At 61.1% G+C, this 24,430-nt stretch carries 23 protein-coding genes; 12 read left to right on the top strand and 11 right to left on the bottom strand.

Going from position 1 to position 24,430, the window contains the following annotated elements; genetic code table 11:
- Nucleotides 1–5: 5 nt before the first annotated feature.
- Genes AA0535_RS10470 through mlaD form a run of 3 tightly spaced genes read right to left on the bottom strand, consistent with a single transcriptional unit; the run spans nucleotide 6 to nucleotide 1,566 of the window.
- Nucleotides 6–866 carry a DUF2155 domain-containing protein gene (locus tag AA0535_RS10470; RefSeq protein WP_264816016.1) on the bottom strand — a complete coding sequence of 287 codons (861 nt, stop codon included), beginning with the start codon at nucleotides 864–866 and terminating at the stop codon, nucleotides 6–8.
- Nucleotides 863–1,069, bottom strand: a complete 207-nt coding sequence (locus AA0535_RS10465) for a hypothetical protein (protein ID WP_264816014.1) — start codon at nucleotides 1,067–1,069, stop codon at nucleotides 863–865. The genes AA0535_RS10470 and AA0535_RS10465 overlap by 4 nt, the downstream gene beginning before the upstream one ends.
- Nucleotides 1,066–1,566: an outer membrane lipid asymmetry maintenance protein MlaD gene (mlaD, locus tag AA0535_RS10460; protein ID WP_264816013.1), complete on the bottom strand. Its 501-nt coding sequence runs from the start codon at nucleotides 1,564–1,566 to the stop codon at nucleotides 1,066–1,068. The genes AA0535_RS10465 and mlaD overlap by 4 nt, the downstream gene beginning before the upstream one ends.
- Before the next feature lie 218 nt (nucleotides 1,567–1,784).
- Between mlaD and AA0535_RS10455 the strand changes: the two genes are divergently transcribed.
- The 4 genes from AA0535_RS10455 to AA0535_RS10440 all read left to right on the top strand — a co-directional run bounded on the left by AA0535_RS10455 (nucleotide 1,785) and on the right by AA0535_RS10440 (nucleotide 5,536).
- The gene (locus tag AA0535_RS10455; RefSeq protein WP_264816011.1) at nucleotides 1,785–3,344 is read left to right on the top strand and encodes a TSCPD domain-containing protein; all 1,560 of its coding nucleotides are present in this window, start codon (nucleotides 1,785–1,787) and stop codon (nucleotides 3,342–3,344) included.
- 34 nt (nucleotides 3,345–3,378) lie between these two features.
- A complete protein-coding gene (locus tag AA0535_RS10450) occupies nucleotides 3,379–3,843 on the top strand; it encodes a RidA family protein (RefSeq protein ID WP_127099626.1) in 465 nt (154 codons plus the stop codon).
- A gap of 177 nt (nucleotides 3,844–4,020) precedes the next feature.
- Nucleotides 4,021–5,175, top strand: a complete 1,155-nt coding sequence (locus AA0535_RS10445) for a GNAT family N-acetyltransferase (RefSeq protein ID WP_264816132.1) — start codon at nucleotides 4,021–4,023, stop codon at nucleotides 5,173–5,175.
- Nucleotides 5,176–5,344: 169 nt separating this feature from the next.
- Nucleotides 5,345–5,536, top strand: a complete 192-nt coding sequence (locus AA0535_RS10440) for a hypothetical protein (protein ID WP_264816009.1) — start codon at nucleotides 5,345–5,347, stop codon at nucleotides 5,534–5,536.
- An 84-nt stretch (nucleotides 5,537–5,620) separates the two neighbouring features.
- Here AA0535_RS10440 and AA0535_RS10435 read toward each other — a convergent pair whose 3' ends face one another.
- From AA0535_RS10435 to AA0535_RS10425, 3 genes are all read right to left on the bottom strand, one after another.
- A complete protein-coding gene (locus AA0535_RS10435; protein WP_373319314.1) occupies nucleotides 5,621–7,672 on the bottom strand; it encodes a M1 family metallopeptidase in 2,052 nt (683 codons plus the stop codon).
- Nucleotides 7,630–7,869 (bottom strand): hypothetical protein, encoded by a 240-nt coding sequence (locus AA0535_RS10430; RefSeq protein ID WP_264816007.1) that lies wholly within the window; start codon nucleotides 7,867–7,869, stop codon nucleotides 7,630–7,632. Before AA0535_RS10430 ends, AA0535_RS10435 begins: the two co-directional genes overlap by 43 nt.
- A gap of 106 nt (nucleotides 7,870–7,975) precedes the next feature.
- The gene (locus AA0535_RS10425) at nucleotides 7,976–9,208 is read right to left on the bottom strand and encodes a glycosyltransferase family 32 protein (protein WP_264816005.1); all 1,233 of its coding nucleotides are present in this window, start codon (nucleotides 9,206–9,208) and stop codon (nucleotides 7,976–7,978) included.
- A 434-nt stretch (nucleotides 9,209–9,642) separates the two neighbouring features.
- On the opposite strand from AA0535_RS10425, the gene AA0535_RS10420 reads away from it, so the two are divergent.
- The 3 genes from AA0535_RS10420 (at nucleotide 9,643) to AA0535_RS10410 (ending at nucleotide 13,839) form a co-directional block, all read left to right on the top strand.
- Nucleotides 9,643–10,035 (top strand): hypothetical protein, encoded by a 393-nt coding sequence (locus AA0535_RS10420; protein WP_264816002.1) that lies wholly within the window; start codon nucleotides 9,643–9,645, stop codon nucleotides 10,033–10,035.
- Between the two features lie 81 nt (nucleotides 10,036–10,116).
- Nucleotides 10,117–12,453 (top strand): TonB-dependent receptor family protein, encoded by a 2,337-nt coding sequence (locus AA0535_RS10415; RefSeq protein ID WP_264816000.1) that lies wholly within the window; start codon nucleotides 10,117–10,119, stop codon nucleotides 12,451–12,453.
- A gap of 9 nt (nucleotides 12,454–12,462) precedes the next feature.
- Nucleotides 12,463–13,839 (top strand): PepSY-associated TM helix domain-containing protein, encoded by a 1,377-nt coding sequence (locus AA0535_RS10410; protein ID WP_264815998.1) that lies wholly within the window; start codon nucleotides 12,463–12,465, stop codon nucleotides 13,837–13,839.
- Here the strand turns inward: AA0535_RS10410 and AA0535_RS10405 are convergent.
- The 3 genes from AA0535_RS10405 to AA0535_RS10395 form a co-directional block, all read right to left on the bottom strand.
- The gene (locus AA0535_RS10405) at nucleotides 13,825–14,496 is read right to left on the bottom strand and encodes an SCO family protein (protein ID WP_264815996.1); all 672 of its coding nucleotides are present in this window, start codon (nucleotides 14,494–14,496) and stop codon (nucleotides 13,825–13,827) included. The genes AA0535_RS10410 and AA0535_RS10405 overlap by 15 nt on opposite strands.
- A gap of 140 nt (nucleotides 14,497–14,636) precedes the next feature.
- Complete coding sequence (gene ahcY, locus AA0535_RS10400) at nucleotides 14,637–15,926, bottom strand: adenosylhomocysteinase (RefSeq protein WP_264815993.1); 1,290 nt, start codon at nucleotides 15,924–15,926, stop codon at nucleotides 14,637–14,639.
- A 145-nt stretch (nucleotides 15,927–16,071) separates the two neighbouring features.
- Nucleotides 16,072–16,443 carry a hypothetical protein gene (locus AA0535_RS10395; RefSeq protein ID WP_264815991.1) on the bottom strand — a complete coding sequence of 124 codons (372 nt, stop codon included), beginning with the start codon at nucleotides 16,441–16,443 and terminating at the stop codon, nucleotides 16,072–16,074.
- Between the two features lie 260 nt (nucleotides 16,444–16,703).
- On the opposite strand from AA0535_RS10395, the gene AA0535_RS10390 reads away from it, so the two are divergent.
- From AA0535_RS10390 to AA0535_RS10380, 3 genes are all read left to right on the top strand, one after another.
- On the top strand, nucleotides 16,704–17,738 hold the full coding sequence (locus AA0535_RS10390; protein WP_373319318.1) for a CorA family divalent cation transporter: 1,035 nt from the start codon (nucleotides 16,704–16,706) through the stop codon (nucleotides 17,736–17,738).
- Between the two features lie 433 nt (nucleotides 17,739–18,171).
- A complete protein-coding gene (locus tag AA0535_RS10385; protein ID WP_264815987.1) occupies nucleotides 18,172–18,591 on the top strand; it encodes a DoxX family protein in 420 nt (139 codons plus the stop codon).
- A 45-nt stretch (nucleotides 18,592–18,636) separates the two neighbouring features.
- Complete coding sequence (locus AA0535_RS10380) at nucleotides 18,637–19,455, top strand: alpha/beta fold hydrolase (RefSeq protein ID WP_264815986.1); 819 nt, start codon at nucleotides 18,637–18,639, stop codon at nucleotides 19,453–19,455.
- 33 nt (nucleotides 19,456–19,488) lie between these two features.
- On the opposite strand, the gene AA0535_RS10375 is transcribed toward AA0535_RS10380, so the two are convergent.
- A complete protein-coding gene (locus AA0535_RS10375; RefSeq protein WP_264815984.1) occupies nucleotides 19,489–20,409 on the bottom strand; it encodes a LysR family transcriptional regulator in 921 nt (306 codons plus the stop codon).
- 317 nt (nucleotides 20,410–20,726) lie between these two features.
- On the opposite strand from AA0535_RS10375, the gene AA0535_RS10370 reads away from it, so the two are divergent.
- Nucleotides 20,727–20,885 carry a hypothetical protein gene (locus tag AA0535_RS10370; protein WP_264815983.1) on the top strand — a complete coding sequence of 53 codons (159 nt, stop codon included), beginning with the start codon at nucleotides 20,727–20,729 and terminating at the stop codon, nucleotides 20,883–20,885.
- Between the two features lie 86 nt (nucleotides 20,886–20,971).
- On the opposite strand, the gene trhO is transcribed toward AA0535_RS10370, so the two are convergent.
- Nucleotides 20,972–21,904 carry an oxygen-dependent tRNA uridine(34) hydroxylase TrhO gene (trhO, locus tag AA0535_RS10365; protein ID WP_264815981.1) on the bottom strand — a complete coding sequence of 311 codons (933 nt, stop codon included), beginning with the start codon at nucleotides 21,902–21,904 and terminating at the stop codon, nucleotides 20,972–20,974.
- Between the two features lie 306 nt (nucleotides 21,905–22,210).
- On the opposite strand from trhO, the gene AA0535_RS10360 reads away from it, so the two are divergent.
- On the top strand, nucleotides 22,211–24,430 hold the full coding sequence (locus tag AA0535_RS10360; protein WP_264815980.1) for a Hint domain-containing protein: 2,220 nt from the start codon (nucleotides 22,211–22,213) through the stop codon (nucleotides 24,428–24,430).

The following is a 24,430-nucleotide window of genomic DNA, read 5'->3' as shown; positions in this document are numbered from 1 at the left end:
ATTTCTCAGTGATTATAGGGCTGCGGCGGGGGCAGTGCCTGAGAAGGGTCGCCGCCGGAAAGGGGGGCGAGTTGCATGGGGCCGCCTGTGTCTGCGGGGCTGCCAGATGCGGGCTGTCCCGTCGGGGTCTGTCCAATCGGGGGCTGTGCCGTCGAGCGTGTGCCGTAAGACGGGGTGACGGGCCGGGTCTGGCTCGATGCAGTGCCGGATGGTTGGGTCGGATAGCCGGGATCGCCGAGCGGCGTCAGACGCGTGGGGCCTCCGGCAGCGGCTCCTGCGCCGGGAGGAACAGCGGGAAGCGTGCCGGATTGGCTCTCGGTGCGGCCGGGTGATGCAGGCGTATGAGAGGGATCATCCAGATCCCCGGGCTGGTTATCGGCCCCTTCGGGCGTTGCATTGCTGAGAACCGGCACGACCGCCTGTGGCAGAGGAGCCAGAGCGGGGTCGGCTTTTGGTCCAGAGCATGAAACGATGGCGATATCGTAAAGCGCGCTCTTGTAGGTGGAGAGAGAGGGCTCTTCAGCCAGGATCCATCCCTGATAATGCGCGCCGGGGTCGGTGTCGTCGCTCGTAGAGATGAGGGCTGCGGCGTCGCGAGGCAGGGTTTCAGGCCGCTCGACACAGCGGGCTACGCCAAGATGCAGGCTGCGATACTGGGCCTGCCCGCCGACCGGCACGGTCATGGTCTCGACATGGGAGTCGGTGCGGTTCAGGACGCGGATCACGGCTTCACCCCGGCCCTGCCACAGATCGGCCGGATACATCACAGGCGGCGCGATCGCCTCTGCCGCAACGGCACAGGAAAGAGGGGAGAGGCCGAGCAGCAGGGCGCCCAGCGCGCAGGGAATGGAAAAAGCGCGCATCATGGTGTCAGCTCCTGCAGCGAGCCGATCATTTCGACAAGATGATGGCGCATGGAGTCAGGGGCCACGCCCATCAGCAGGGCGTCTTCGAACATGTCCTGAAGCGTCTGGCGCAGCTCGGCCTCGTTTTCGCGAAGCACTTTGAGCTTCTCGACACAGGCGATGGGCTCGCCATTGCGATCGGTCCAGCGCGTCAGGTCGCTCATGGGGTGGCGGCCTTGCGGCTCTTGTCCAGCGAGTCCGTGACCGAGAAGATGAACTTGCTCAGAAGCTGCTCAAGACTGATCGCACCCTGGGTCTGCGCTACGACTGCACCGGGGGTCAGGTTCTTTTCGTCGCCGCCCGGTGACAGGGCAATATACTTGCCGCCCAAAAGGCTGTCGGAGGTCACGATGGCAGCGCTGTCCGTAGGGAGCGCGATCCCGTCACGTACGGTGAACGTGACCTCTGCCCGGAAATTCTTCGGGTCCACTTTTTCGGAAGTGACATGACCGACCGTGATGCCTGCAAGACGGACATCGGACCCGACGGAGAGCCCGTCGATCTGACTGAACACGGCGCGCAGGGTATAGCCCTCGGCACCGCCATGACTGCGCCCCAGAACAGCAAGCGCAAGGAGGGCGGCGAGCGCCGCGAGAACCAGAAAACCGGTCGTCAGCTCGAGAATGTCGCGACGGGGTCGCGTGCCAGACAGCGCAGTCATGGGTTTTGGGTACTCACAGGCTTTGGCCCCGGACAGGATGAACCAGAACACATACTCAGTTTTCCGTCCTACAGGCTTCGTCTTCCATCGTCCATCACCCCGCCTGAAACGGGTGTGGGAATGTTATCCACCATATCCCCATTATGCGGACCATTATCCCCCGTGAGACGGTCGGAAACACCCTTTGCGCGCGTCGAGTCGATGCCTAGATTCAGGGTATGACAACGCTTCTCCAGTGGAACGGGGTGCGTATGCGCATTGCGCATGTCGCTGCCGATCCGGACGATCTCGCCCTGCGCACCGTAACCCTTCCTGCAAGCTGGGAAGACGAGGCGGCGATTGCGCTCCTGCAGCTCTCGGGGGCGACCGGTGCGCTGCGCCTGTCGACCGAGGCGGCACGGTGGCTCGATCGGCTGGGTAATCTTCCGGCTCTGCCGGGTGAAAGTGGCAAGGGGGGGAGCAAGCCCGTTCTGGTCCCGGCGCTGGCAGATGCCCTGCTTGCGCGCCGGATCGCTCCCATGGCGGCGCTTTGGCAAGGGCAGGTCGATCGCCGGGCCGGGTTCGTGCTCAATCTGGCGGCCTTTGTGCAGGAAGGCGATTTCGATGCCGAGGCCTTCGTTGCGCTGGTCAGGCTGGCCTGCGCGGCGCTGCGCCGTCTTCATGCCATCAATGGTCCCATGCTCAATGGCGAGTTGCCGCTTTTCGATGCTCCGGCAGCGACAACGCAGGAGCAGGAAAACCAGGGCGGTCCGGCGGGCACGCTTCTCCTGACCAATCTCGATAGCTGTCTGGCGCAGATGGGGCTGGATTACGACAGCGAGACAGGGCGCGACGCCGCCTGCTATCTCAGCTGGCTCGTAACCTCTCTTGCCCGGCAAGGTGCAGGACCTGTGCCATTGCCTCCCGTTTCCTGCCCCATTGCCGGGCTGGAAGTGACGGGGCGGCAGATACGCGACGAGATGGAAGACACTCTTCCCGATCTGCCCAACAGGGCGCTGGTCGAGACCGGTTTTTCCCTTCCCGGTCCCGTCGATGCGCTGCTGGGCGTCGAAGCCTGCGGTCTTGCGCCGATCTTCTCGCCTCTCCAGGCCGATGGAACCCTGCGTGCCAGTGCTCTGGCGCGACTGGCGCATCGCGGTCTGAGCCTGGAAGCAGCCCTGGCCTCTGCCGTTCTGGGCGAAAATCCCCTGCCCCAACCCGGACCGGACGCGCATCTGCTCATGCATCGCGCCCTGACCGGATTTGTGGACCGTATGCCGGCACGCCCCGATCCGGCCTCGCCCCTGCCACTGCGTGCGCGGCTCGAGCGTGGGGTGCGTCGTCCACTCCCCGCCCGCCACGGCGGTTTCACGCAGCGCAGCTCGATTGGTGGACACCGGCTCTATCTGAGGACCGGCGAGTACGAAGACGGCTCGCTGGGTGAGGTCTCGCTCACGCCGGGGCGCGAGAGCGCCATGGTGCGGGGGCTGCTCGAAAGTGTGGGCCAGGCGGTGACCATCGGTTTGCAGCATGGTGCGCCCCTGACTGCCTATGTGGAGCAGTTTGCCCATACGCGTTTCGGGCCCGCGGGTACGGTCGAGGGAGATCCGGTAGCGGCTTATGCCTCGTCCCTGCTTGATTATGCCTTCAGGGCGCTGTCTGATAGCTATCTGGGCAAGAGACTGCCCGATAGCGCTCCGGAAGATCCTCACGTGATCGAAGAGGATCCGATGCTGCCGCTGGACATTCCCGGTGATCTCCCTCCTCGCGAGCGCGGAAAGCTGCGCCTCGTCAGCTGAAGGGGATCGCCCTTCAGCAAGGAGGAAACCTGCCATGTCAGAAACACCGACAGACCGCCTGGCCGCCCTCGGCCTTTTCCTGCCAAAGGCCGCCGCGCCCGTGGCGACTTACGTGGCGGTTGCCCGCACGGGCTCGCTCCTGGTCGTTTCCGGGCAGTTGCCGCTCTCCGGCGGGACTCTCAAGGCCACAGGCAAGCTGGGTGAGGATGTCACGCCGGAGCTGGGGCGTGAATGCGCCGAGCTGTGTTTCCTGAACGTGGTGGCGCAGCTTCAGGCTGAGCTGGGTGATCTGGGCAGGGTCAAGCGCATCGTCCGGCTGGGCGGCTTTATTGCCTGCGTGCCCGATTTCACGCAGCATGCCACAGTGATGAATGGCGCTTCCGATCTGGCTGTGGCGATCTTCGGCGATGCCGGTCGTCATGCCCGCTCGACCATCGGCGTGCCTTCCCTGCCTCTCGATGCGCCGGTCGAGGTCGAGGCTCTGGTCGAGATCGCCTGACGAGCATCATTCCACACCCGGTGAGCGCATGGTCAAGCCGGGTGTTATCGACCGCTCTGCTCCACGGGATTTCCAGTCCCCAGCATGGCGCAGTCTGGTGAGTGGTCTGGGACTATTTTATCCGTCCGTGCAGATCAGGCGGTTGATCCGGGTGCAGGGACGAACCACATGCTGCGCATGACGGATTGGTCCCTGACGCTTCATGCTTCCATTACCGAAATTGGCGCCCCCGCCTGGGATCGCTGCGCAGGCGATGACAATCCGTTCCTCAGCCACGACTTCTTTCTTGTGCTTGAGGAGAGTGGCTCGGTCGGGGCCCGTACGGGCTGGCTGCCACGCTATGCCGCGCTTCATGACGGTCAGGCGCTGGTGGCTGTAGCACCCCTCTTTCTCAAGGGCCATTCCTACGGCGAATATGTGTTCGACCAGAGCTGGGCACGCGCCTATGAGCAGGCTGGAGGGCAATACTATCCGAAGCTCCAGATAGCCGTGCCTTTCTCGCCGGTCAGCGGGTCGCGATTGCTTATCGATCCGGAGCGAGGCGATACCGACAGGCTCAGAAGTGTTTTCGGAGATGCGCTGCGCCAGGCCTGCGATGAACTCGGCCTGTCTTCCATCCACATGAGTTTCTGTACCCGGGAGGAGCAGGAAGCGCTCGCCGGACATGGCTGGATGCCGCGTATCGGGCTGCAATATCACTGGCATAATCAGGGCTACGCGAATTTCGAGCAGTTTCTCGACACGCTGGCGTCACGCAAGCGCAAGGCCATACGGCGGGAAAGGCGTGACGCTCAGGGCTGCGGTCTGGAATTCAGGGTGCTGCGCGGGGCCGAAATCAGCACGTTTGACTGGGACCGCTTCTACGATTTCTATCAGGCGACGATCGACCGGAAATGGGGGCAGGCTTATCTGACACGCGCCTTTTTCACCGGGCTTTCGACGAGGCTGGGTGATCGCGTAGTGCTGATGCAGGCGCTCCATGAGGGCGCACCTGTCGCGGCGGCGCTCAATCTGATGGGGCGCGAAACGCTCTATGGGCGCAACTGGGGCTGCGAGGGGGACTGGCCATTCCTGCATTTCGAGCTTTGCTATTATCAGGCCATTGACTTTGCCATCGCCCAGGGGTTGTCGCGTGTGGAGGCTGGGGCGCAGGGGGAGCACAAGATCCAGCGCGGCTATCTGCCGAGCCTCACCTATTCGGCGCATTTCATCCGTGATCCTGCCCTTGCAAGGGCAGTGGAGCCCTATCTCGTCCATGAGCGCACGGCCATTCTCGAAGAGAAGGACGCGCTGGCAGAACTCTCGCCCTATCGTCATGAAAATAGTTGTTGAGAACGACTCTCACTATCATATAGGCTGACCCTGTCGTCATCGTGCGGGGCTTGCCCTGTAGGCTGACGCGTCTCTCCGGGGGGCCTGTCGGATCCCGGATCGCTGTTTTCAGGTGCCCGATCCTGCCCCTCCTGGTGGCAGAGGGCGCCATCGTGAGGGGTCAGACCACATGATCAGATATCTGTCGACCGGCGCTGCCGATCTCGCTCGCCTTCTTGCCCAAAGCCATGCGACCCAGCCGTCGCCCATCTGGGCCGAGGCACAAAGCTTTTTCGGGTTCGACACGTCCGAACGTCCCGAGGCCCAGGCTCTTGCATCGACTGCCCTGTGGGGCGAGACGGGCGAGGGGATGGCGCGCTAGACGCGCCATTCTTCCCGGCCATGTTTGCGCACGGGCAAGGCGCCCGAAAAACGCGCCCGTGCAGGGTATGAAGGGTCTCGCCGATCAGGGGTGGGCAGGCTCTGGTGGAGTCAGCGTCATCGCACTGCGATCGGGAACCGGCAGACCCTGATCGGGGTCGAGCACGACCGATTTGACGGGTCCATGCTCAGGAAAGCTCAGGCTCAGACGATCATGGAGCGCCCAGGCTTCAGTTGGAATGACGCGCTCCGCCTTGGTGCCGTCCTGCCATGTCACACGCAGCACAACAGGCAGGAGCAGCTTGCCTTCATTGCGTACTCCGATCGCGATGGTATTGCCTGCGCCTGTCCCGGCGGCCGTTGAAGCTGGCTGACCCTGTTCAGGCTTTGGGGCGCTATGGGTCATGCCGTCCAGACGGTATTGGGGCCACCAGTTCTCGAAATACCAGCCGCGCCAGAACCATGTCAGATCCTCGCCTGCCTCGCTGGACATGAAGCGGAAGAAATCGGACGGGGTAGGATGCTTGAAGGCCCAGGCCCGGATATAGGCGCGAAAGGCCGCGTCGAAGCGATCAGGCCCGAGAATTTTTTCCCGAAGCAGCATGAGCCCGTAGGCGCCTTTGAAATAGGTCACCTTGTGACGATATTTCTCGGGTACGAGTTCCGAGGGCATCATCAGGCTCGGGGCATCGGCGGCGGTGAGCACCGGGACGATATCCTTTGCCGGGTCACCGGTCTCGGGGGCGAATTCGGCGTCCTTCTTGGGGGCATATTCCCCGTGGTTGAAATGCTGCGAGGCGTAGGCGTCGATGAAGGTATTGAACCCCTCATCCATGAAGGCGTGACGACGCTCATTGCTCCCCACGATCATGGGGAACCACCCATGACCGAGTTCGTGGGTAGTGATCCAGAACAGCATGTCGTTCTTGTCCTGCCATCCGTCGAAGACAATGCCAGGATATTCCATGCCCGCCCCATGGCCGCCGAGATTGACGGCGTTCGGCCAAGGATAAGGGTACCATTGCGACGAGAAATACTCGATGGCGTGTTTCACATACTCGGTGGAGCGGTCCCAGGCCTGCGGGCCAGCACCCTCACGCGGATAGACCGACATGGCCAGACGTGGCTGGGGCTTTTGGCCCTTGGCGGCGGGCAGAGCAGGCAGATCGAGCCTGGCCGCATCCCAGACGAAAACCGGCGAGGCCGCAAAAGCGACATCGCGCGTGTTTTCCATATGAAAGCGCCATGTCTTTTCACCCGAGCGCGCCAGATGGCTGGCCGGATCGAGCACGTCTTCAGGGGTCCGGATGAGAACACGCTTGTCGCTTCTGGAGGCCTCGGCAAGGCGAGCACGTTCTGTCGCACTCAGCACATCCTGAGGGTTGACGAGAGCGCCTGAGCCCACGACCGTGAAATTCCAGGGGACGGTCACGGCGTAATCGGTCGTACCGTATTCCAGATAGAATTCCTGGCCCAGATACGGCAGCGTGTCCCAGCCGCGCAGATCGTCATAAACGCTCATGCGCGGATACCATTGGGCAATCTCGTAGATCTTGCCGTCCTTGACCGGCGTTACCGCCGTACGGCCTCCCCATAGCCCCGGGATCTGATGATGCCAGGTGACATGCAGTTTCAGCCCATGGCCGGATCCGGCAAGGGGGGAAGGAAGACTGACCTGCATACGGGTATCGTCGATACGGAAGGGCACAGGATGCTCCTTGCCGCCTTCTTCGAGGGTCACGCGCTCGATTACGAAGCCCTCCGAACTGGCCGGGTGCCAGTCGGGATAGGCGATCCAGGAGCGGGAATCCTTGCGGTACATGTTCTGGTCGAGCTGGAGCCAGAGCACATCCAGCGCATCGGGGCTGTTATTCGTATAGGTGATGGTTTCGGTGCCGCTCAGTACCGCCTTGTCCGGGTCGATGCGGGACTCGATGCGGTAATCAGCGCGATTCTGCCAATAGGCGGGGCCGGGGCGACCCGAACCGCTGCGCCAGATATTGGCGGCGTCAGGCAGAACAAGCGTGTCGAAAACGGGTCTCATGGCAAGGGGCATCGACTGGCTGGGTGCCGGTCGCGCTGCAAAAGCCGGCGTCAGACATAACGCCAGGCCGAGAAAAGGGAAAAACGAACGCATGGGCAGGCGGCCTCAGAGACAGAAGGAAAAAATACTTCTGTCAATCGTTTCATTTTCGATCCCATTACACAAGCCGCTTTTCCGCTGCCAGGCGTCCACAGCATGAACACGAGGCTCACATCTTGATTCATGCGCAGGAAGAGCACGCCAAGGCGGGAGAGAGAAAAGGGCGATGTTGGGGTGCGATCCCGAACCATGCATCGGTTCCGGAATCACAAGGTAGACCATAACGGGAAAAGGTCTTGGCCCGACTATCTCTGGGCGATGGGAGGCCCGTTTCGCATTGGCGAAACGGGGGCTCAGTCAGACGGCTTGCCAGTGCGGCGTCTGATGCTTGTAGGGGGTATCGAATTCCTCGATCAGTCGGCTGAACACATGATGATCGTGAATGCTGGTCGGGGCCAGGGGAGAAATTCCCGAGACATCGCGATGGATCAGACGATTGAGCGCACGATTGAACACGCCCGGTCCGGTCTTGTAGGCGATGAAAAGACCGGGATGGATATAGCAGTTGCGATAGATATTGAGCAGGCATTCGCTCAGCAGCGGGCTCTGTGGCACCGATCCGAAGAAATCGTTATGGACCACGTTATTATGGGTCAGGAACAGGACATTCTGTTCATGACGGTCCAGAATGAAGTCAATCGCCTGCTGGTCACGGATCTGGATATCGGCATCGAGCCACCAGCCGCCGAGCGCCTGGATCACATGTACACGCAGAATATCGGCGGCTTCGGCGGGATGACGGGCACCGAGGAAGAGCGAGCGCGCCTCGACACCGTAAACATCATAAAGCCACTGCTCAGCCTCAGGCTTATCGAAAATCTTGACGTCCAGACCCGAGATCTGGCGGTGATAATCGAAGTTCCGGCGGATCTCCTCGGGGGGATTCTTGTCCCAGTAAAGGAACAGCTTGTTCGGAATCACCCGATGATCGGCCGACCCCTTGGTGAACGGGAAATGGGCCTGCAGAGCGAAGCCGAGATACAGGGAGTCGATTTCCTCGCCTGTGTGGAATTCCTCGAAAGCATTCGCCGTCAGACGCATCGCCCCTGTGGGGTCGCCCTGACGCCAGGCCTTGTGAACGCTCTCGATGAAATTGGCATGAGGAATGCACAGGGCGCGCAGCTCGTCGACTTCATGCGCGGGCAGTTCCTGACCGGCCTTCATCAGACAGAGAAGGCGTGCCTGCAACAGGGACTGAGCCAGTGGATATTCGCCATGGCTCTTGGAATGCAGATCGAAGGCGACGCGATAGAAGCGCGAGGCCTCCTGAACGCGAAAGCTCGTATGCATGATGTTCGCCAGGGTGAAGGCATGCATGACCGTCTTGCAGCCATTCTGGCGATAGAACTCGATTGCCTGCCCGTCATGGGCGAAATCCTGCTCGGTGAGCGTGTCGAGTCCGGAGAGCGTATCTGCAGCGGCAGGCGACGGAGCAGCCTCATCCTGACGAGGTGTCTCGTCGGACCTGAGTTCATCCCATGCGTCGATATCTGCCGATGCAGGGTCTGATCCAGGATTATTGCTGTCCATGGCCCTTGAATTCCCGCTTCTGTGACAACTGCTTTGGCAACCTATCTCACATCTGTATCCACATGTCCATTCATAGATAGCGGTTAGTAAAGGGATATATTATCATTTTATTTCTGCTTTCATAATATATGTGTTTATAGATCTTGAGGAAATATTTGGAAATAGATAAAGCCACTGATTGCGACAGGTGGTCGACGATATCGGGATACTGTAGCAAATAGTCACCTTTCCGTCGGTTTCGCAGTCGAACAGCTTGGCGATTCTACATATTGTGGATATCGGCCAAGAAAAAACCGGCGAGCGATCTCCTTTCGACTGCAGTCTGGATAGGTTTGCAGTTCCCCATGACAGAGGATGGTCGAGGCATATGGGGCAGCCCCGATCGGGATCGGCCCTATGGGCAAGTCTGTCCGGATCGCGTAATTGTCAGGGACATGATCTCTTTGCGGCAACGACACGGGTTTGGTCTGGCCTTCTGGCTGATGACCGTGCTTGCCCTCATGGTCCGTCTTGGCGGTTCGGCGCCCATCACTGGCCTCTCTTCCGACGAGGCGCTGGACAGCCTCGCTGCCCTGTCAATCCTCTGCGAGACATCCTCTCCCTCTGCGCCGGATGACCGGCATCATGGAACGGGTCTCACCGATAGTGGCATTGTGCTGGCCGCGGCCTCGGACATGCAGAATCTTTTCCTGATCCGCCCCCCTCTGCCAACCGGAGTCACGCAGCATCCGTTGCGGGCCTGTTTCTGGTGTTTCCCGCCCGTGCGGGGGCCTCCCGCCTCTGCCCGTGACAGCAACGCCCCCCGGGGACCCCCCTTCATCGCCTGACCCGTCTCGCTCCATGAGTTCCTGCGTCACCAGAGCGTGACAGCGGATTCATGGCCCTGTTCCCCGTCAGGTCGATTTCTCATGACATCCTTTTTCTGCATCGCGCGGCTCTGCGGTCGCGCGCTTCCTGCCCTTGTCAGTATGGGCAGTCTGCAAGCTGTTGCCGCCGAAGCCCCGGCCCCAGCTTTTCCTCACCCGGCGCGTGCATCCCATGCCTCGCCGTCACGTCCCAAGCGCAAGGCGCATCCTGTCGAGTCCATTCTGGTGAAGGGCCAGGCACGCGGCCCCGTGACTCTCTCGCCCGTGGGCCAGACCACGTACAGCGCCGAGCGCAAGGATTTTGCCAACCATGTCGCCCAGAGCGTGGCTGACATGCTGGTTACCGTGCCGGGAGCGAGTTTCCTTCAGGGAAACGGTCCGCGCGATACCGTTGTTTCGATACGGGGATCAGGAGCGCGTCAATCCTACGGATTGCGCAATTTGCAGGTGTCCGAGGACGGCTTTCCCGTCACCCAGCCCGATGGCACGGCGCGCGCCGATCTGATCGACCCTCATGCCTATGAAGGGGTCGATGTGTTTCAGGGCCCGGCGTCCACGCTCTATGGCAATTACGCCATCAATGGTGCGATCAACTTCCGGACACGCAGCGGCGCGTCGATTCACGGGCTGGAACTCGGCTCGGATTTCGGCAGCTTCGGCATGTTCAACAATTACATGACGCTGGGTGCAGGCAATCGCGCCTATGATTTCATGCTCTTCGCCAGCGATGTACGCAGCGATGGATTTATCGCCAACAGCCAGTATGCGACCTCGACCGAGAACATGCGCCTGCGTGTGTCTCTTTCGCCCAAGGACCGTCTCGTTCTGAAGTTCATCAATAACGTGACCGATGCCTTTCTTCCGCTGAGGCTGTCGCTCAACCAGTATCGCCTCAACCCCTATCAGCAAGGCTGTGCCACAGCTGCCGGTGCTGCCGCCGGATGCGGTACGGTATCGCTCTTTCGCAACGGGGCCTATGGTGCGCAGACCGCCGTGACACCCCAGCAGGCCAATCTGGGCCGCTTCGACCGGCGCAGTATTGTCGGGCTGCGCTGGGAGCACGATTTCACGCCGCGCATGGTCTGGCGTACCCAGTTCACCTATGATCAGCGCCATGTCGAGCAGCCAACCTCGACGACGGCCTTCGTCGGGCCATTCAACTCCTATAATGTCCAGACCGACCTGACGCGCCATGACGCGTTGGGCACAACGCCCCTCACCAGCTTCGTCGGGGCCAATTTTGACTACATGGATTACGGCTATCAGGTTTACGCCCTGCTGCCGCAGGCGGGGGCCACACGGGGGAGTGAGACATCGACCTCTTATGGCCATCAGTGGAATATCGGCCTGCGCTTCGAAGAGGACTGGCAGTTTGCGCCGCGATGGCACGCGGTGATCGGGCTGGGCGGCACGCAATCCGATATCGGGGCGGTTCAGACGGTCTACAGCCGGAGCGCCGCCGTCACGCGAGCGCAGGATATCACGGCCAATCGGCGCTTTTTCAATCTCGCCCCTGAGGCTTCTGTCGTCTTCACGCCCGACAAGGCCTGGACCTGGCATGCGCGGCTGGGCACGGCCTATGCCACGCCGGGCTATTCCAGTTTCTTCGTCACGCCCCAGGGTAATTACGGCAATAACACCCAACTCAAGAGCCAGAGCAGTCTTGGCGTCGATCTTGGAACAGAATGGCACCCTTCGGCGTCAGTCAATGTGCAGGCCACCGGATTTTACGAATTCTACAGAAACGAGCTGGTCAGCCAGTCGGCTGGGGTGAATACCCAGGCGGGCAGCTACACCTTCAACGCGCCCGCCTCGCAGCATCGTGGCGTGGAACTCGCCGCCACATGGCAAGCCCTCCCGCGAACCTTGCCCGGGGCGAAGCTGCGTCTGTCCTATACCTATGACAACCAGATCTACACGACGTACACCGAGATCCTGTCGAACAGCACGATGTCTCGCAGCTTCTCGCGCAAGGGCAATCTGATCCCCGGGGTCATGCCGCATTTTCTGAATGCGCGCGTGCTTTATGACCAACCCTCAGGGCTATTCGAGGGACTGGGCGGATTTGCCGAGGTCACATGGCGCAGCGCCTTCTTCATCGACAACGCCAATCTGCTCAAGATCCCCGGATACGGTCTGCTTAATCTGGAGGTACATTACGACCCGCCCGCAAGGCTGGGTTGGGTGCATCGCCTGCACAGCTATATCGAGGTGCAGAATGTCGCAGACAGCGTCTATGCCGCAGGGGCGACAACCATCAGCGACACCCTTCTGGCCAATGGTCAGCAGGCAGGCGCCTCGGTATTGGCCGCAAAGACGGGCTCGATCTACGCGGGCAGCCCACGTGCCTTTTTCGGTGGCGTGCGGGTGAAGTTCTGAGGGATGGCCATGACACAGAATTCGCGCTCTCCTCGCTCCGCCCTTTCTCGTCCGGTCTGGCCCGATCGGGCCATGCTGTGGCGCTGGCATTTCTTCGCCGGGCTCTTCTGCCTTCCTTTCGTCATCATGCTTTGCGTGACCGGTTCGCTCTATCTGTTCAAACCGCAGATCGAGACATGGCTCGACCGCGACATCGATCGCGCTGTTGCGGAGGGGACACCACGCAGTGTGAGCGCCCAGCGCGATGCAGCGCTTGCCGCTGTACCCGGCGGGCATTTTCTTGCGCTGGAAATGCCCACTAGGGCGCGACAGGCCACGCGTGTCCTGGTGGAGCATGGGGCAGATGTCGCACGAGTGTATATCGACCCCGTCTCGCTCAGGGTTCTGGCCCAGCGCGACGAGCAGACACGTTTCGAACGGCTGGTGTTCCGGCTGCACGGGCAATTGCTGATCGGCAACTGGGGCTCTGTGATCATGGAAATGGTGGCCTCGTGGACCCTGGTGCTGATCGTGACCGGGCTGCTGCTCTGGTGGCCGCGACGCACGGGTATTGGGGGCACAGTCCTGCCAAGGCTCGGCGCAAAAGGTCGTGTGTTCTGGCGCGATCTCCATGCTGTAGGGGGAGTATGGATCTCGCTCGTTCTTGTGCTGTTTCTGGTGTCAGGTCTGCCCTGGTCCTTCGTCTGGGGTTCGGCCTTCTCAGCGGTCGAAAGCCGCATAGGCAGGCTGGTATCCGTTCAGGACTGGGAGATCGGGGCGGTTCCTATCGCCGCAACGATTTCGGGCCATGCCACAATGCCCGGCATGTCAGACTCCGAGATGGCGGGCATGAGCATGGACAGCAGGTCTGAGGCGACAACGGCTCAACCAGCGATCCCTCCCGAGGGACTGGACGCTGTCTATGAAACAGCGCGCCGGCTTGCTTTCCCCGCGCCTGCGCTCATCACGCCGCCCGCAACGGCCGGTGCCCCATGGCGCCTACGCTCCGATGCCCAGAACCGTCCGAAGCGGATCGAGGCCAGCGTGACGGCGCAGGGACAGGTCACCCACATCACCCGTTTTGCCGATAAGGGTCTGTCCGACCGGTTGATCGGCTATGGTGTCGCCTTTCATGAGGGGCATCTGTTCGGGGTTCTGAATCTCCTCCTGAACCTGATTGTCGCGCTCTTATTGACCCTTGCCTCGATAGCGGCACTCATCCTGTGGCTCAGGCGTCGTCGGCCCGGACATCTCGATGCCCCCCGCGCCTCGCCACGCCGTATTGGCTGGGGCGCGCTGGCCGTCATGGGCCTTATGGGCGTGCTTCTGCCGGAGCTTGGGGTGTCGCTTCTCCTCCTCGCGCTGGCGAACCGGTTTCTCAGCGGGCGGTTTTCAGCGCTTCGCTAGATAGGGGGTGAGCGCGCGCGCCACGGCGGCGGGGCTGGAATCGGCTGGAAGAATGGCCTGAAGGTGGTTCTGGCCATCCATCAGATAGAGTACGGAGGAATGGTCGATCCGGTAATCGCCTTTCCTTCCATCACCCATATCATGGTTTGCCATCGCGTCCATGGTCACATGGGACGTCACATGAAATGCCCGTGCAACGGCGTCGATCTGTGCGACCGTACCGGTCAGGCCGATGATCTCGGGAGAAAAGCGTCGCGTGTACAGACCGACATCCTCAGGCCGATCCCGTTCCGGGTCGAGCGTGATGAAAAGCGGGACGGGACGCTGCATCCCGGGGGGAAGCAAGGTGTAGGCCTGAGCCACTGTTGCGAGCGTCAGCGGGCAGACATCAAGGCAATGGGTGTAGCCGAAATAGATGAGCGTCTGCCGACCCGCGAAGCGCGTCTGGGTCGTCGGGTGGCTCGTGCTGTCGATCAGGGCGTAGGGGCCGCCGACCGGTGTCTGATGCCGATGGGCCAGTAGTGTCTGCAACCCGACAGCGCCCGCGAACAGGCTGGCAATGACAAGCGTTGGCACAGCCCAGAGGCGGAACGCAGCGCGTCGCGATGTTGATTGTCTCGATCGGGTGGGTCTGGCGGCGGAGCGGTTTCGGGCCATACGCGTCTCCCTCGTGGAGGAGGCGGGGCTCTGCCCCGCTCCCCGGAAAGGGGCAAGCCCCTTTCATCCCTGCAAGAGGGTTTCCAGAGGAGTATGCCCCTCTGGCGGTTTGCAGGGATGAACCCTGCGCCCCCTGGGATTTAGTAGCGGTATTCTTCGTGCTTGAACGGACCGGCAACCGGCACACCGATATAATCGGCCTGCTTCGTGCTCATCTTGCTCAGCTCGGCGCCGACCTTGGCGAGATGCAGCGCAGCAACCTTCTCGTCCAGCTTCTTCGGCAGGGTGTAAACCTTGGTTTCATACTGGCCCGGCTTGGCCGTCCAGAGTTCGATCTGCGCCAGGGTCTGATTGGTGAAGGACGCCGACATCACGAAGGAGGGGTGACCCGTCGCGTTGCCAAGATTCACGAGGCGGCCTTCAGACAGCAGGATGATGCGCTTGCCGTCGGGGAACTCGATCTCGTCCACCTGCGGCTTGACGTTGTCCCACTTGTAGTTACGCAGCGCCTCGACCTGAATTTCGCTGTCGAAATGCCCGATATTGCACACGATGGCGCGGTGCTTCATCTCGCGCATATGCTCGACGGTGATGATGTCGACATTGCCCGTGCAGGTCACGAAGATATCGCCACGCGGTGCAGCGGCTTCCATCGTCACGACCTCATAGCCTTCCATTGCGGCCTGCAGGGCGCAGATCGGATCGACTTCGGTCACGAGCACGCGGCAGCCTGCATTGCGCAGCGAGGCGGCAGAGCCCTTGCCCACGTCGCCATAACCGGCGACCACGGCAACCTTGCCAGCCATCATGACGTCGGTGCCACGGCGGATGGCGTCCACCAGGCTCTCACGGCAGCCATAGAGATTGTCGAATTTCGACTTGGTGACGCTGTCATTCACGTTGATGGCCGGAACCCTCAGCGTGCCCTTCTTTGCCATTTCCCACAGACGATGCACGCCCGTGGTCGTCTCTTCGGACAGGCCGCGTACGTCGTTCAGCATCTCGGGGTACTTGTCGTGCATGAGCACGGTCAGGTCGCCGCCGTCATCGAGGATCATGTTCGGTGTCCAGCCATCGGGACCCTTGATGGTCTGCTCGATGCACCACCAGAATTCTTCCTCGCTCAGACCCTTCCAGGCGAAAACCGGCACGCCGGTCGCGGCGATGGCGGCAGCGGCCTGGTCCTGGGTCGAGAAGATGTTGCAGGACGACCAGCGCACGGTCGCGCCCAGAGCCGTCAGCGTCTCGATCAGCACGGCGGTCTGGATGGTCATGTGTAGACAGCCCGCAATGCGCGCGCCCTTGAGCGGCTGGCTGGCGCCATATTCCTCGCGGAGCGCCATCAGGCCGGGCATTTCGCCCTCGGCAATGGAGATTTCCTTGCGGCCCCATTCGGCCAGGGCGATGTCGCGCACCTTGTAATCGGTCATTCTGAAACCCTTGTTTCTCTGGTGAGGGGCATTTGTATAGAGCGAGTTCCGGCTTTGGGCCAGCGCGCATGAAAAAGGCGCCCGACCCCAATCGGGGTGGACGCCTCTCTGTGCCCCTGAGAGCGGGGCTTCAGGGATCAGACTGTTACTGCTGAGCCGATTTGTCGGACATCTTCATGCCCTTCATGCTGTGCTTGTGCTTCGATGCTTTCTCGTGCTGCGGCGAGGAGATCGGCATTTTTTCAGAGGTCTGACCGGTGGGCGTTGCTGTGCCTGTGGGCGCACTCGGCGTCTTGGGGTCGGGCTGTTCGTTCATCTGGTTCTTGAACGTCTTGTTCTGCTCGGTGGGGTTATGGATCTGGGTCGACTGGTTCTTGAGCGTCTCTGCCTTCTGGGCGGAGGGGGCCTGCTCGCTATCGGTGGCGGTCGTCGCCTGCGCGAAAGCGGGGCCCGAGACCAGAGCGGGGGCGGCCAGAAGGGCGGATGCGGTCAGAACGGCTTTGAATGCGTGTTTCATGACAGGCTCCTGTCGAAAAACGGGGTAACGATGTCAGGCTTGGTTTTTCGTTTTGCGGGACATCTTGATGAACTGGTAACAAACCGGCGGCGTTCCGGTTTCCTTGCCGCTATATTAAGCTTTGAAACCGGTTGCCTGGGCCCGTCACCCATGCGAGACAGCGAGCAGCGTTCGCTCAGAACAGAGATTTCCTCAGGATGGAGGATGGCATGTCCAATACACGCTCACAGATGCCGTTCTCCGTCGTTGCCGGTCAGGATATGAAGCCTTCCGGTGCCCTGCCCCACGGTATTGCCAACGGGCTGGTCTGGGCCATCCGGGCGCGGCCGGGTGAAGACCCCTCACCGCTCGAACCGCATGAGATCGAGAGCCTGCTCAACGACCGCACGCCTCCTTCGAATTATCCCAAGCCTTCGGAAAGCTGGGCCTGGCTGCATTTCGACACGGTGCATAGCTCGGCGCGCCAGCACGTCGCCACCCTGCCCTGCCTGCCCGAGGATGTCAGCGCCATGCTGGCCGAAACCGAATATGGCGTGATGCTGGAGGCCCTGCCGGGTCTGGTCTGGGGGGCGCTCCCCGCTTTTGACGATGCCGTGTCTGAAGAAGATCGCGATATCTGCGCTTGGCGTTTCGCCATGCGGCCCGATCTGCTTATCACGACGCGCCGTAACCCCATTCCCGTTCTGGGCGCTGCGTTTCGCACCCTGCGCGCTGATTCCATTCCCCGCAGCCCCGCCGGGGTGATCGACCGTGCCCTGCGCGAATTTACCGGCAGTGTGCGCCGCCAGATTGGCAAGCTCGACGACGAGCTCGACCGTGCGGAAGATGCCCTTTTGCTGATCGAGCGACGCACTGATCTGGGGCATCTTGGCGGTATCGTGGGCAAGGGCCGACGTCGTGCGACCGAATTGCGTCGCGTGGTGACCCCTATCGACCGTGTTTTGCGCGACGAGGATCTGGAATTGCCAGAATGGGCCGAGGACGAGTTGCGCGACCGCACCGAGCGACAGGTCCATGCTGCGCTCGACGACATGATCGCTCTTCTGGATCGCGCCCGCTCCCTTCAGGACGAGCTCGGCTCGTCTCAGGCCGAAGAAACCAACCGACGCCTCTACATCCTGACGGCTGCCACCATTCTCATGTTCCCGGCCACTCTGGTGACCGGGTTCTTCGGCATGAACACGGGCGGGATGTATCTGGCGAGCGGCGCCTACGGTACGCTTGAAGCCGGCGCAGTGTGCTTTATCGCCATGATCCTGACCTGGGTATTTCTGAAACTCGCCCGCTTGCTCTGAGAGGTATACGGGGCTCTGCCCCGATCCCCGGAAAGGGGCGCGCCCCGTTCATTCCTTTTACACAAACCGATTTCCGAAGGGCGACTGTTCCTGGGTGAGAGATGGAGCGGAGCTTCGTAGAAGAAGGCTTTGACGACGTGGAGCCTTTGTTGCGGGGCTCTGCCCCGCCCCCCGGAAAGGAGCAAGCCCCTTTCATCCCGCTTCTATTAAGCAGGTTTCCAAAGGACGACCGTCCTTTGGTGGGGAATGGGGCAAAGCCCCATTAGGAAAGGTTCGACTTGGTAACGCTCGCACGCGAGACTTCGCTCGTCATTCCCTATAAAAAAGAAAGAATACCTTTCTTTCATTTCTGTTTTTGTGAACGATAAAGAACCGTAATGGTCTTTCAGCGGCGAGCCACTTCGGTGCCGCACCACGCTGAAGGAAACTCACCATGAATGCTCTTTTCCTGCGCGATGCGGCCTTGTTCGGCGCACGCTTTGGCCTCTCGCTTCTGTTTCTCGTCATGGGCTGGGGCAAGGTTTCCGATTTTGCCGGAGCCGTCGCCTATATGGTCCAGTCAGGCGCGCCTTTCCCGGCACTGTCAGCTCTGGCAGCCACGATCATCGAACTTGGGGCGGGGCTGGCCCTGGTGCTTGGTGTCATGACGGTGCCAGTGGCGCTTTTTCTGGCCGCCTATACGGTCGTCACGGGGCTGATCGGTCATCATTTCTGGACCTATGCACCGGGTACGGTGCGATACGACATGACGATCCATTTCTACAAAAATCTGTCGATTGCCGGTGGATTGCTGGCTTTGGCCGCAGCCGGTGCGGGGCGCTACGCCGTTCCGGTCAGACGCATCCTTCGCTGATTTTCCTCAAATTCTCCCTGCCATCAAAGAACAGGAGTTATTCAGATGTCCGTCTTCACCACGTCGGATCACGTCGAAATCTATTATAAGGATTGGGGTAAGGGTCGCCCTGTACTCATGAGCCATGGCTGGCCGCTCAGTGCCGATATGTGGGACGAGCAGATGATTGCGCTGGCCGAGGCGGGGTACCGGGTGATCGCCTTCGATCGCCGGGGGTTCGGCCGGTCGTCCCAGCCCTGGGAAGGGTACACATATGACCGGTTTGCCGATGATATCGCCGAACTGATCGCCCATCTCGATCTGAGCGATATCACGCTCGTCGGATTTTCGATGGGGGGTGGCGATATCAGCCGCTACGTGGCGCGCCATGGAACCACGCGGGTGCGAAGCCTTGCCTTGCTCGGGGCGGTCACGCCGGTTTTCATGCAGCGGGAGGACCATCCTTTCGGACCGGACAAGGCATTTTTCGACGGGCTGCGGGCGGCGCTTCTGGCAGACCGGGCGCAGGTGCTGGTTGATTTCGCCCCGGTCTTTTTCGGCAGAAACCATGGTCAGGCCGTATCCGATGGCGCGCTGGCGCAGTTTCTGCAGCTCGGGCTGATGGGAAGCGTGCGGGCCGAGATCGAAAGTGCGACCGCATTTGCGGAAACCGATTTCCGGCCTGACATGGCTGCCATCACCGTGCCCGCCCTGGTCATTCATGGGGATGACGATCAGGTTGTGCCGTTTGAGGGAACTGGCAGGCTTGCGGCAGAGATGCTGCCCGATGCACGGCTCAGGATCTACCCCGGGGCACCGCATGGTTTCACGGTAACTCATCAGGCGCAGCTGACAGCCGATCTGCTGGATTTTCTCAGGCTGTGATCGGTCCCTTGTCGTGAACTGTGCCGTCCAGGGTCAGTTTTCCATGGCCCAGGGGGCCTTGGCGAGTTCGGCGGCCAGATAATCGATCAGGACCTGTACCCGTTTCGGGCGCAGCGGGCTGGGAGGCATGACGAGATGCAGGCTGAGCGGTGTGATGCTCCACTCCGGCAGGACGATAGTCAGCTTGCCCGCCTGCACCTCACGCCAGATCATGAATTCCGGCTGTATGGCCAAACCCTGCCCGGCAATAAGCGCAGGATTATGGACCTCGGCATTGTCGCTCCACATTCTGATAGCGGGCTGCACAGTGTTTTCGCCAAGGAAGGGATGCGCAAAACGCCACGTATCCCGCAAGCTCCCGCCAGTATAGATCAGCGCCTGATGGCGGACGAGTTCGGCCGGATGAGACGGCGTTCCATGCCGTTCGAGATAAGACGGGGCCGCTACGAGGAACAGCCTCATGGTGCAGAGCCGACGTGACAGCATGGAGGAATCGTCCAGACTGGCGATACGAAGAGCCAGATCGAACCCCTCAGCCACGAGATCGACTTTTCGGTCGCTGAGCGCCAGATCGACAACGATCTCGGGATAGGTTTCGAAAAAGCGCGGCAGGATTGGTCCCAGATACCCCACACCGAAAGAGAGAGGCGCGCTGACCCGTACGCGCCCACGCGGCGTGGAGGCCTGCTCCACGGCTTCTTCCTCAACGGCCTCACCCTCATCCAGAATGCGTATGGCCCGCTCGAGCGCGACATGTCCGGCATCGGTCAGGGCAATCCGCCGCGATGTACGCGCAATGAGCGTCAGCCCCAGCCGCGCCTCAAGCCGGGTGATCGCTTTTGAAATCGTGGGATCAGACAGTCCGAGTTCACGCGCAGCACGCGAGAACGATCCCAACTGCGCCACACGCGCGAAAATGGCCCAGGCTTCCAGATCGGGGAGGCGTCTTTTCATGATGATCCGATAAAGGGGGCCAGAGCGCAGGCCAGGTCAAGCCTTGTCTCTGCTGATCGGATTCTCTTCCTGCTGTGACGCGACATTGCGGGGCGCTGCCCCGCCCCCCGGAAAGGGGCAAGCCCCTTTCATCCCGGTTTTTGATAAGCATTTGCAAGGGCATGCCATCCCGTGGCGGGACGCGAGACAGGATACGATGAAGCGGTTTTTGGCAAAGTGACGCCCCGTCTTTCTAGCGATCAGACGTTGCTACGTCGGATTTCGCTCAGGCGCTACAGAGTGGCCAACGGAACCTGCGGAGCGCCCCGTAAGCCGTCATGGCTTTCTTCGCGCAGGATGCGTTCCATGGGTGCCATGAGGCGATGGGCGGCGCTGTCACCATTGAAGATCGTGGCTTCGATGGCCGCGAGATCGAGGGTGAGGGGGTGTCACACCCTCCTCTCGCGCTTCATTCAAACGATCGAGGGCACTGGTGAACCATAGGACCGAAGCCCGGTGATCGTCTGCGGTCTCGCTGGTCATCGCGCTGCTTCCTGACCGGGGATGACACGCGACCTTATGCTCAGTCGCCCCCGCCGATATGATGTGTGCCACGGGCGCGGGCCAGGTCTTCCTGTTGCTGACGGGCGGCGTAGCGTGCGCGCTGGGTGTCGGTACGTTCAGTGGCACAGGCAGGGCACTGGACGCCCTCTACGTAGAGGGGAGAATGCTTGTCTTCCACCGAAACGGGGCGGCGGCAGGCATGGCACAGATCATAGGCTCCGGGTTCAAGCCCATGGCGCACGGTCACGCGCTGATCGAACACGAAGCATTCGCCCTCCCACAGGCTTTCCGCCTCTGGAACCTCTTCCAGATATTTCAGGATTCCACCCTTGAGGTGATAGACATCCTGTACGCCTTCCGAGAGCGCGAAAGCCGTGGATTTTTCGCAGCGTATGCCGCCAGTGCAAAACATGGCGATCCTGGGCGTGCGTCCTTCCGCCTCCAGTTCAGCGCGGCGGGCGCGGAACCAGTCGGGAAATTCGCGAAAGCTCTGGATATCGGGGTCGATAGCGCCTTTGAAGGTGCCGACAGCGACTTCGTAATCATTGCGCGTGTCGATCAGGATCGTATCCGGGTCGGCAATCAGGGCGTTCCAGTCCATGGCCGAGACATAGCGCCCGACACCGGCAAGGGGGTCGATATCCGGCTGGCCCATGGTCACGATCTCCCGCTTGAGGCGAACCTTCATACGGTTGAACGGCATGGCCTCCGCACGGGAGAGTTTCCATTCGAGCGCGTCGCAGCCGGGCAGGGCGCGGATATGGGCGATGATGGCGGTAATGGCCTCGTCGCTGCCCGCGATCGTGCCATTGATTCCCTCGCGTGCCAGAAGCAGCGTGCCCCTGATCCCCAGAGTCTGACAGGTATCGAGCAAAGGCGCGCGAATGGCGTCAGGATCGGCAAAAGGGGTGAAGCGATACAGGGCGGCAATGCAGATGGGGAGCTGCGACATGGTGACTATTCCCAGAGTCTGACCGGTTTTCGGGTTCCATAGCGCAGGAGCGCTGCCGCTGGCCATCGCGAACAGGCGAGTGGCCCCCAGTCAGACAAGGTGAAACGGGGTCTATGACGAGAAATAACACATCATGACGTGCCCTTGATGATGATTGACCAGAAATTGATGGGCCCGACAGGGCGCTGCGAGGAATTATGTTGAAGCATGATTTTTTCCTTGCACGCGGTCCTGAACAGGCATCAAAGCGGCGTGGTGATCGCCAGCCGAACAGAGGGCCGGATGATCGTGCGGAGACTTCAGTAAATGGCGACAAGTTCGGCGACGGTCTTCACGGGAGGCGACTGGTCTGCTGTCGATAGAGGCGGAGTGACCTGGTATGTGAGCGGGTCTGTCTCGGCGACAGGTGCCGTGGTGTTGTCGAACATTGGCACGCTCACAATTTCCAAGGGTGCGGTCGTTTCAGGGGCAACGCTGTCTGGGGGCATTCCAACGGTTTCGGTGCTCAATGGCGGTGCCATGGTCTCCTCGACCGAGATCAACGGTTATCTGCGCGTCGCCAGTGGCGGGGTCGTCTCAGGCAATACGCTCAATTCGGATGAGGTCACGCTTTCAGCCGGGGCGAGCTCGGTCAACGACGTGTTCATGAATTACGGCCCCTCGGCGGATGGCAACGCCTTTCTGTATGTTTCGTCGGGAGCCTCCTTGCTGGGAGCCACGATGACGAGCGGCGCGACTGCCGGGCTGAGTGCCTATGTCTCGTCGGGAGCCACCGTGTCGGGTCTGACCCTCAGTTCGGGGGCAGCCGCCTATGTGGCATCCGGGTCGGTAGCGGCCGACATCAATGGCGGGGCTGGCAGCTACCTGTCCATGGCGACGGCCTATGGAAGCGGGAGTGCCAATATCGTCCTGCCGCCTGCATCGCCTGTTGTCCTGACAGGGGGAACCTGGACGGCGAAGCTGATCGGCACCAAAACCTATTATGTGAGCGGCAGTGTCTCTGCGACGGGAGCTGTGATCCTGTCGGGTATTGCCACCCTGACGGTTTCCAGCGGCGCTGTCGTGTCGGGTGCAATCATAAGCGGCAGTGTGGCCACCGTGTCTGTCATGAGTGGCGGAACGATGGAAAATTCGCTGGTCCTGAATGGCTATGTCTCCGCGGCGGGAGGCGCCACATTATCGGCGAATGTACTGAACTCGGATATCGTCTATCTGTATTCGGGCGCACGCTCGATTCATGACACCTACATCAATAGCGGTGCCGGAACAGACGGTCTGGCAGATGTGTATGTGTATAGCGGGGCAAGCATCAGCACGCCCTATATCGGCTCTGCCGCCGGTGGGGGCTATACGGTGTGGGTGTCGTCCGGCGCCTCGATCAGCGATCCCACACTGGTCAGAAACGGAGGCCAACTCGTCGTGTCGGGCGGCAGTGTGACGACCCCTGACCCAGGAGCCTGCTTTCTGGCCGGAACGCTTCTGGAAACAGACGAGGGGCGTCTTCCTGTCGAGCAGATCCGTATCGGCGATCACGTCATGACCTATGGTTCCGAACCGGGTCCGCGCGAGGTCATCTGGGCCGGGTGCATAGATATAAAGGCCGATCCATCGGCCCCCGATGATCTGTCGAATTATCCCGTACGCATTCTCAGGGATGCCTTTGGCGAGAACAGGCCTTTCAAGGATCTGCTCGTCACCTCGGAGCATTGTTTCCTGCTCGATGGCGGGTTTGTACCGGTGCGCATGCTCGTCAATGGACGGAGCATTTTCTACGATAAAAGCCTTGGATCGTATCGTTACTATCATATCGAGACGGCGAGCCATTCCATCATCATGGCAGATGGTGTGCTGAGCGAGAGTTACCTGGATACCGGCAAGAGGCGCAGCTTTCGCCAGACAGGCGGTGTTCATGTGCTTGGCGGAAGAACACTGAGCTGGGCGGATGCAGCAGCGCCCCTCATGACGCACCGTGCCCATGTCGAAAAACTGTTCAGGGATCTGGATGACCGCGCTGCGCTTCTGCCACTCGCACGGCATAAAATGCCTGAGCCGGAAATCGGCAACGACCCTGCATTGCGACTTCTCACCGATGAAGGAGAATGGGTGATGAGCCGCAGGGTCCAGAACGGCCAGTTCATCTTTCCTGTTCCGGCGAATGCTCAGACTGTGTTCATCGTGTCGAACACATGTCGACCGAACGAGGTGATCGGACCCTTTGTGGATGATCGCCGCGAGCTTGGCGTGCTGGTTGGAGAGATCGCTCTTTATGACAGCTATGGCACGCTCGACATGAGTGCGGCCCTCGGCCGTGAGACCATGGAGGGCTGGAACGACATTGAGCCCGGTGGCTGGCGCTGGACCAGCGGAAGGGCAAAGCTCGACCTGCCCGAGCGTTGCCCCGGTGGGCTCGCCCTGCTGGCCGTCAAGGTGGAAGCTGCAGGGCCCTATCACGTGTGTTCCAACGAGGAGCCCGGTGCCTTCTGGAGTGATGATGGCCCGGTAGAACTTCCCAGGCTGCTTGCCTGA

The organism is Asaia krungthepensis NRIC 0535, from assembly GCF_025995175.1.
Lineage (GTDB): Bacteria > Pseudomonadota > Alphaproteobacteria > Acetobacterales > Acetobacteraceae > Asaia > Asaia krungthepensis.
Note: the sequence above shows the minus strand (reverse complement) of the source record. Positions and strands in the feature narration are given on the sequence as shown.

Excerpts from the sequence above, each read along its gene's own strand:
- AA0535_RS10415 (WP_264816000.1), top strand. The coding sequence starts at position 10,117 with ATGACATCCTTTTTCTGCATCGCGCGGCTCTGCGGTCGCGCGCTTCCT.
- AA0535_RS10435 (WP_373319314.1), bottom strand. The coding sequence starts at position 7,672 with ATGCGTTCGTTTTTCCCTTTTCTCGGCCTGGCGTTATGTCTGACGCCG.
- AA0535_RS10455 (WP_264816011.1), top strand. The coding sequence starts at position 1,785 with ATGACAACGCTTCTCCAGTGGAACGGGGTGCGTATGCGCATTGCGCAT.
- AA0535_RS10420 (WP_264816002.1), top strand. The coding sequence starts at position 9,643 with ATGATCTCTTTGCGGCAACGACACGGGTTTGGTCTGGCCTTCTGGCTG.
- ahcY (WP_264815993.1), bottom strand. The coding sequence starts at position 15,926 with ATGACCGATTACAAGGTGCGCGACATCGCCCTGGCCGAATGGGGCCGC.
- AA0535_RS10410 (WP_264815998.1), top strand. The coding sequence starts at position 12,463 with ATGACACAGAATTCGCGCTCTCCTCGCTCCGCCCTTTCTCGTCCGGTC.
- AA0535_RS10360 (WP_264815980.1), top strand. The coding sequence starts at position 22,211 with ATGGCGACAAGTTCGGCGACGGTCTTCACGGGAGGCGACTGGTCTGCT.
- AA0535_RS10405 (WP_264815996.1), bottom strand. The coding sequence starts at position 14,496 with ATGGCCCGAAACCGCTCCGCCGCCAGACCCACCCGATCGAGACAATCA.
- AA0535_RS10470 (WP_264816016.1), bottom strand. The coding sequence starts at position 866 with ATGATGCGCGCTTTTTCCATTCCCTGCGCGCTGGGCGCCCTGCTGCTC.
- AA0535_RS10380 (WP_264815986.1), top strand. The coding sequence starts at position 18,637 with ATGTCCGTCTTCACCACGTCGGATCACGTCGAAATCTATTATAAGGAT.
- AA0535_RS10425 (WP_264816005.1), bottom strand. The coding sequence starts at position 9,208 with ATGGACAGCAATAATCCTGGATCAGACCCTGCATCGGCAGATATCGAC.
- AA0535_RS10375 (WP_264815984.1), bottom strand. The coding sequence starts at position 20,409 with ATGAAAAGACGCCTCCCCGATCTGGAAGCCTGGGCCATTTTCGCGCGT.
- AA0535_RS10395 (WP_264815991.1), bottom strand. The coding sequence starts at position 16,443 with ATGAAACACGCATTCAAAGCCGTTCTGACCGCATCCGCCCTTCTGGCC.
- AA0535_RS10450 (WP_127099626.1), top strand. The coding sequence starts at position 3,379 with ATGTCAGAAACACCGACAGACCGCCTGGCCGCCCTCGGCCTTTTCCTG.
- AA0535_RS10440 (WP_264816009.1), top strand. The coding sequence starts at position 5,345 with ATGATCAGATATCTGTCGACCGGCGCTGCCGATCTCGCTCGCCTTCTT.
- AA0535_RS10390 (WP_373319318.1), top strand. The coding sequence starts at position 16,704 with ATGAAGCCTTCCGGTGCCCTGCCCCACGGTATTGCCAACGGGCTGGTC.
- AA0535_RS10430 (WP_264816007.1), bottom strand. The coding sequence starts at position 7,869 with ATGGTTCGGGATCGCACCCCAACATCGCCCTTTTCTCTCTCCCGCCTT.
- AA0535_RS10445 (WP_264816132.1), top strand. The coding sequence starts at position 4,021 with ATGACGGATTGGTCCCTGACGCTTCATGCTTCCATTACCGAAATTGGC.
- AA0535_RS10370 (WP_264815983.1), top strand. The coding sequence starts at position 20,727 with ATGGCTTTCTTCGCGCAGGATGCGTTCCATGGGTGCCATGAGGCGATG.
- AA0535_RS10385 (WP_264815987.1), top strand. The coding sequence starts at position 18,172 with ATGAATGCTCTTTTCCTGCGCGATGCGGCCTTGTTCGGCGCACGCTTT.
- mlaD (WP_264816013.1), bottom strand. The coding sequence starts at position 1,566 with ATGACTGCGCTGTCTGGCACGCGACCCCGTCGCGACATTCTCGAGCTG.
- AA0535_RS10465 (WP_264816014.1), bottom strand. The coding sequence starts at position 1,069 with ATGAGCGACCTGACGCGCTGGACCGATCGCAATGGCGAGCCCATCGCC.
- trhO (WP_264815981.1), bottom strand. The coding sequence starts at position 21,904 with ATGTCGCAGCTCCCCATCTGCATTGCCGCCCTGTATCGCTTCACCCCT.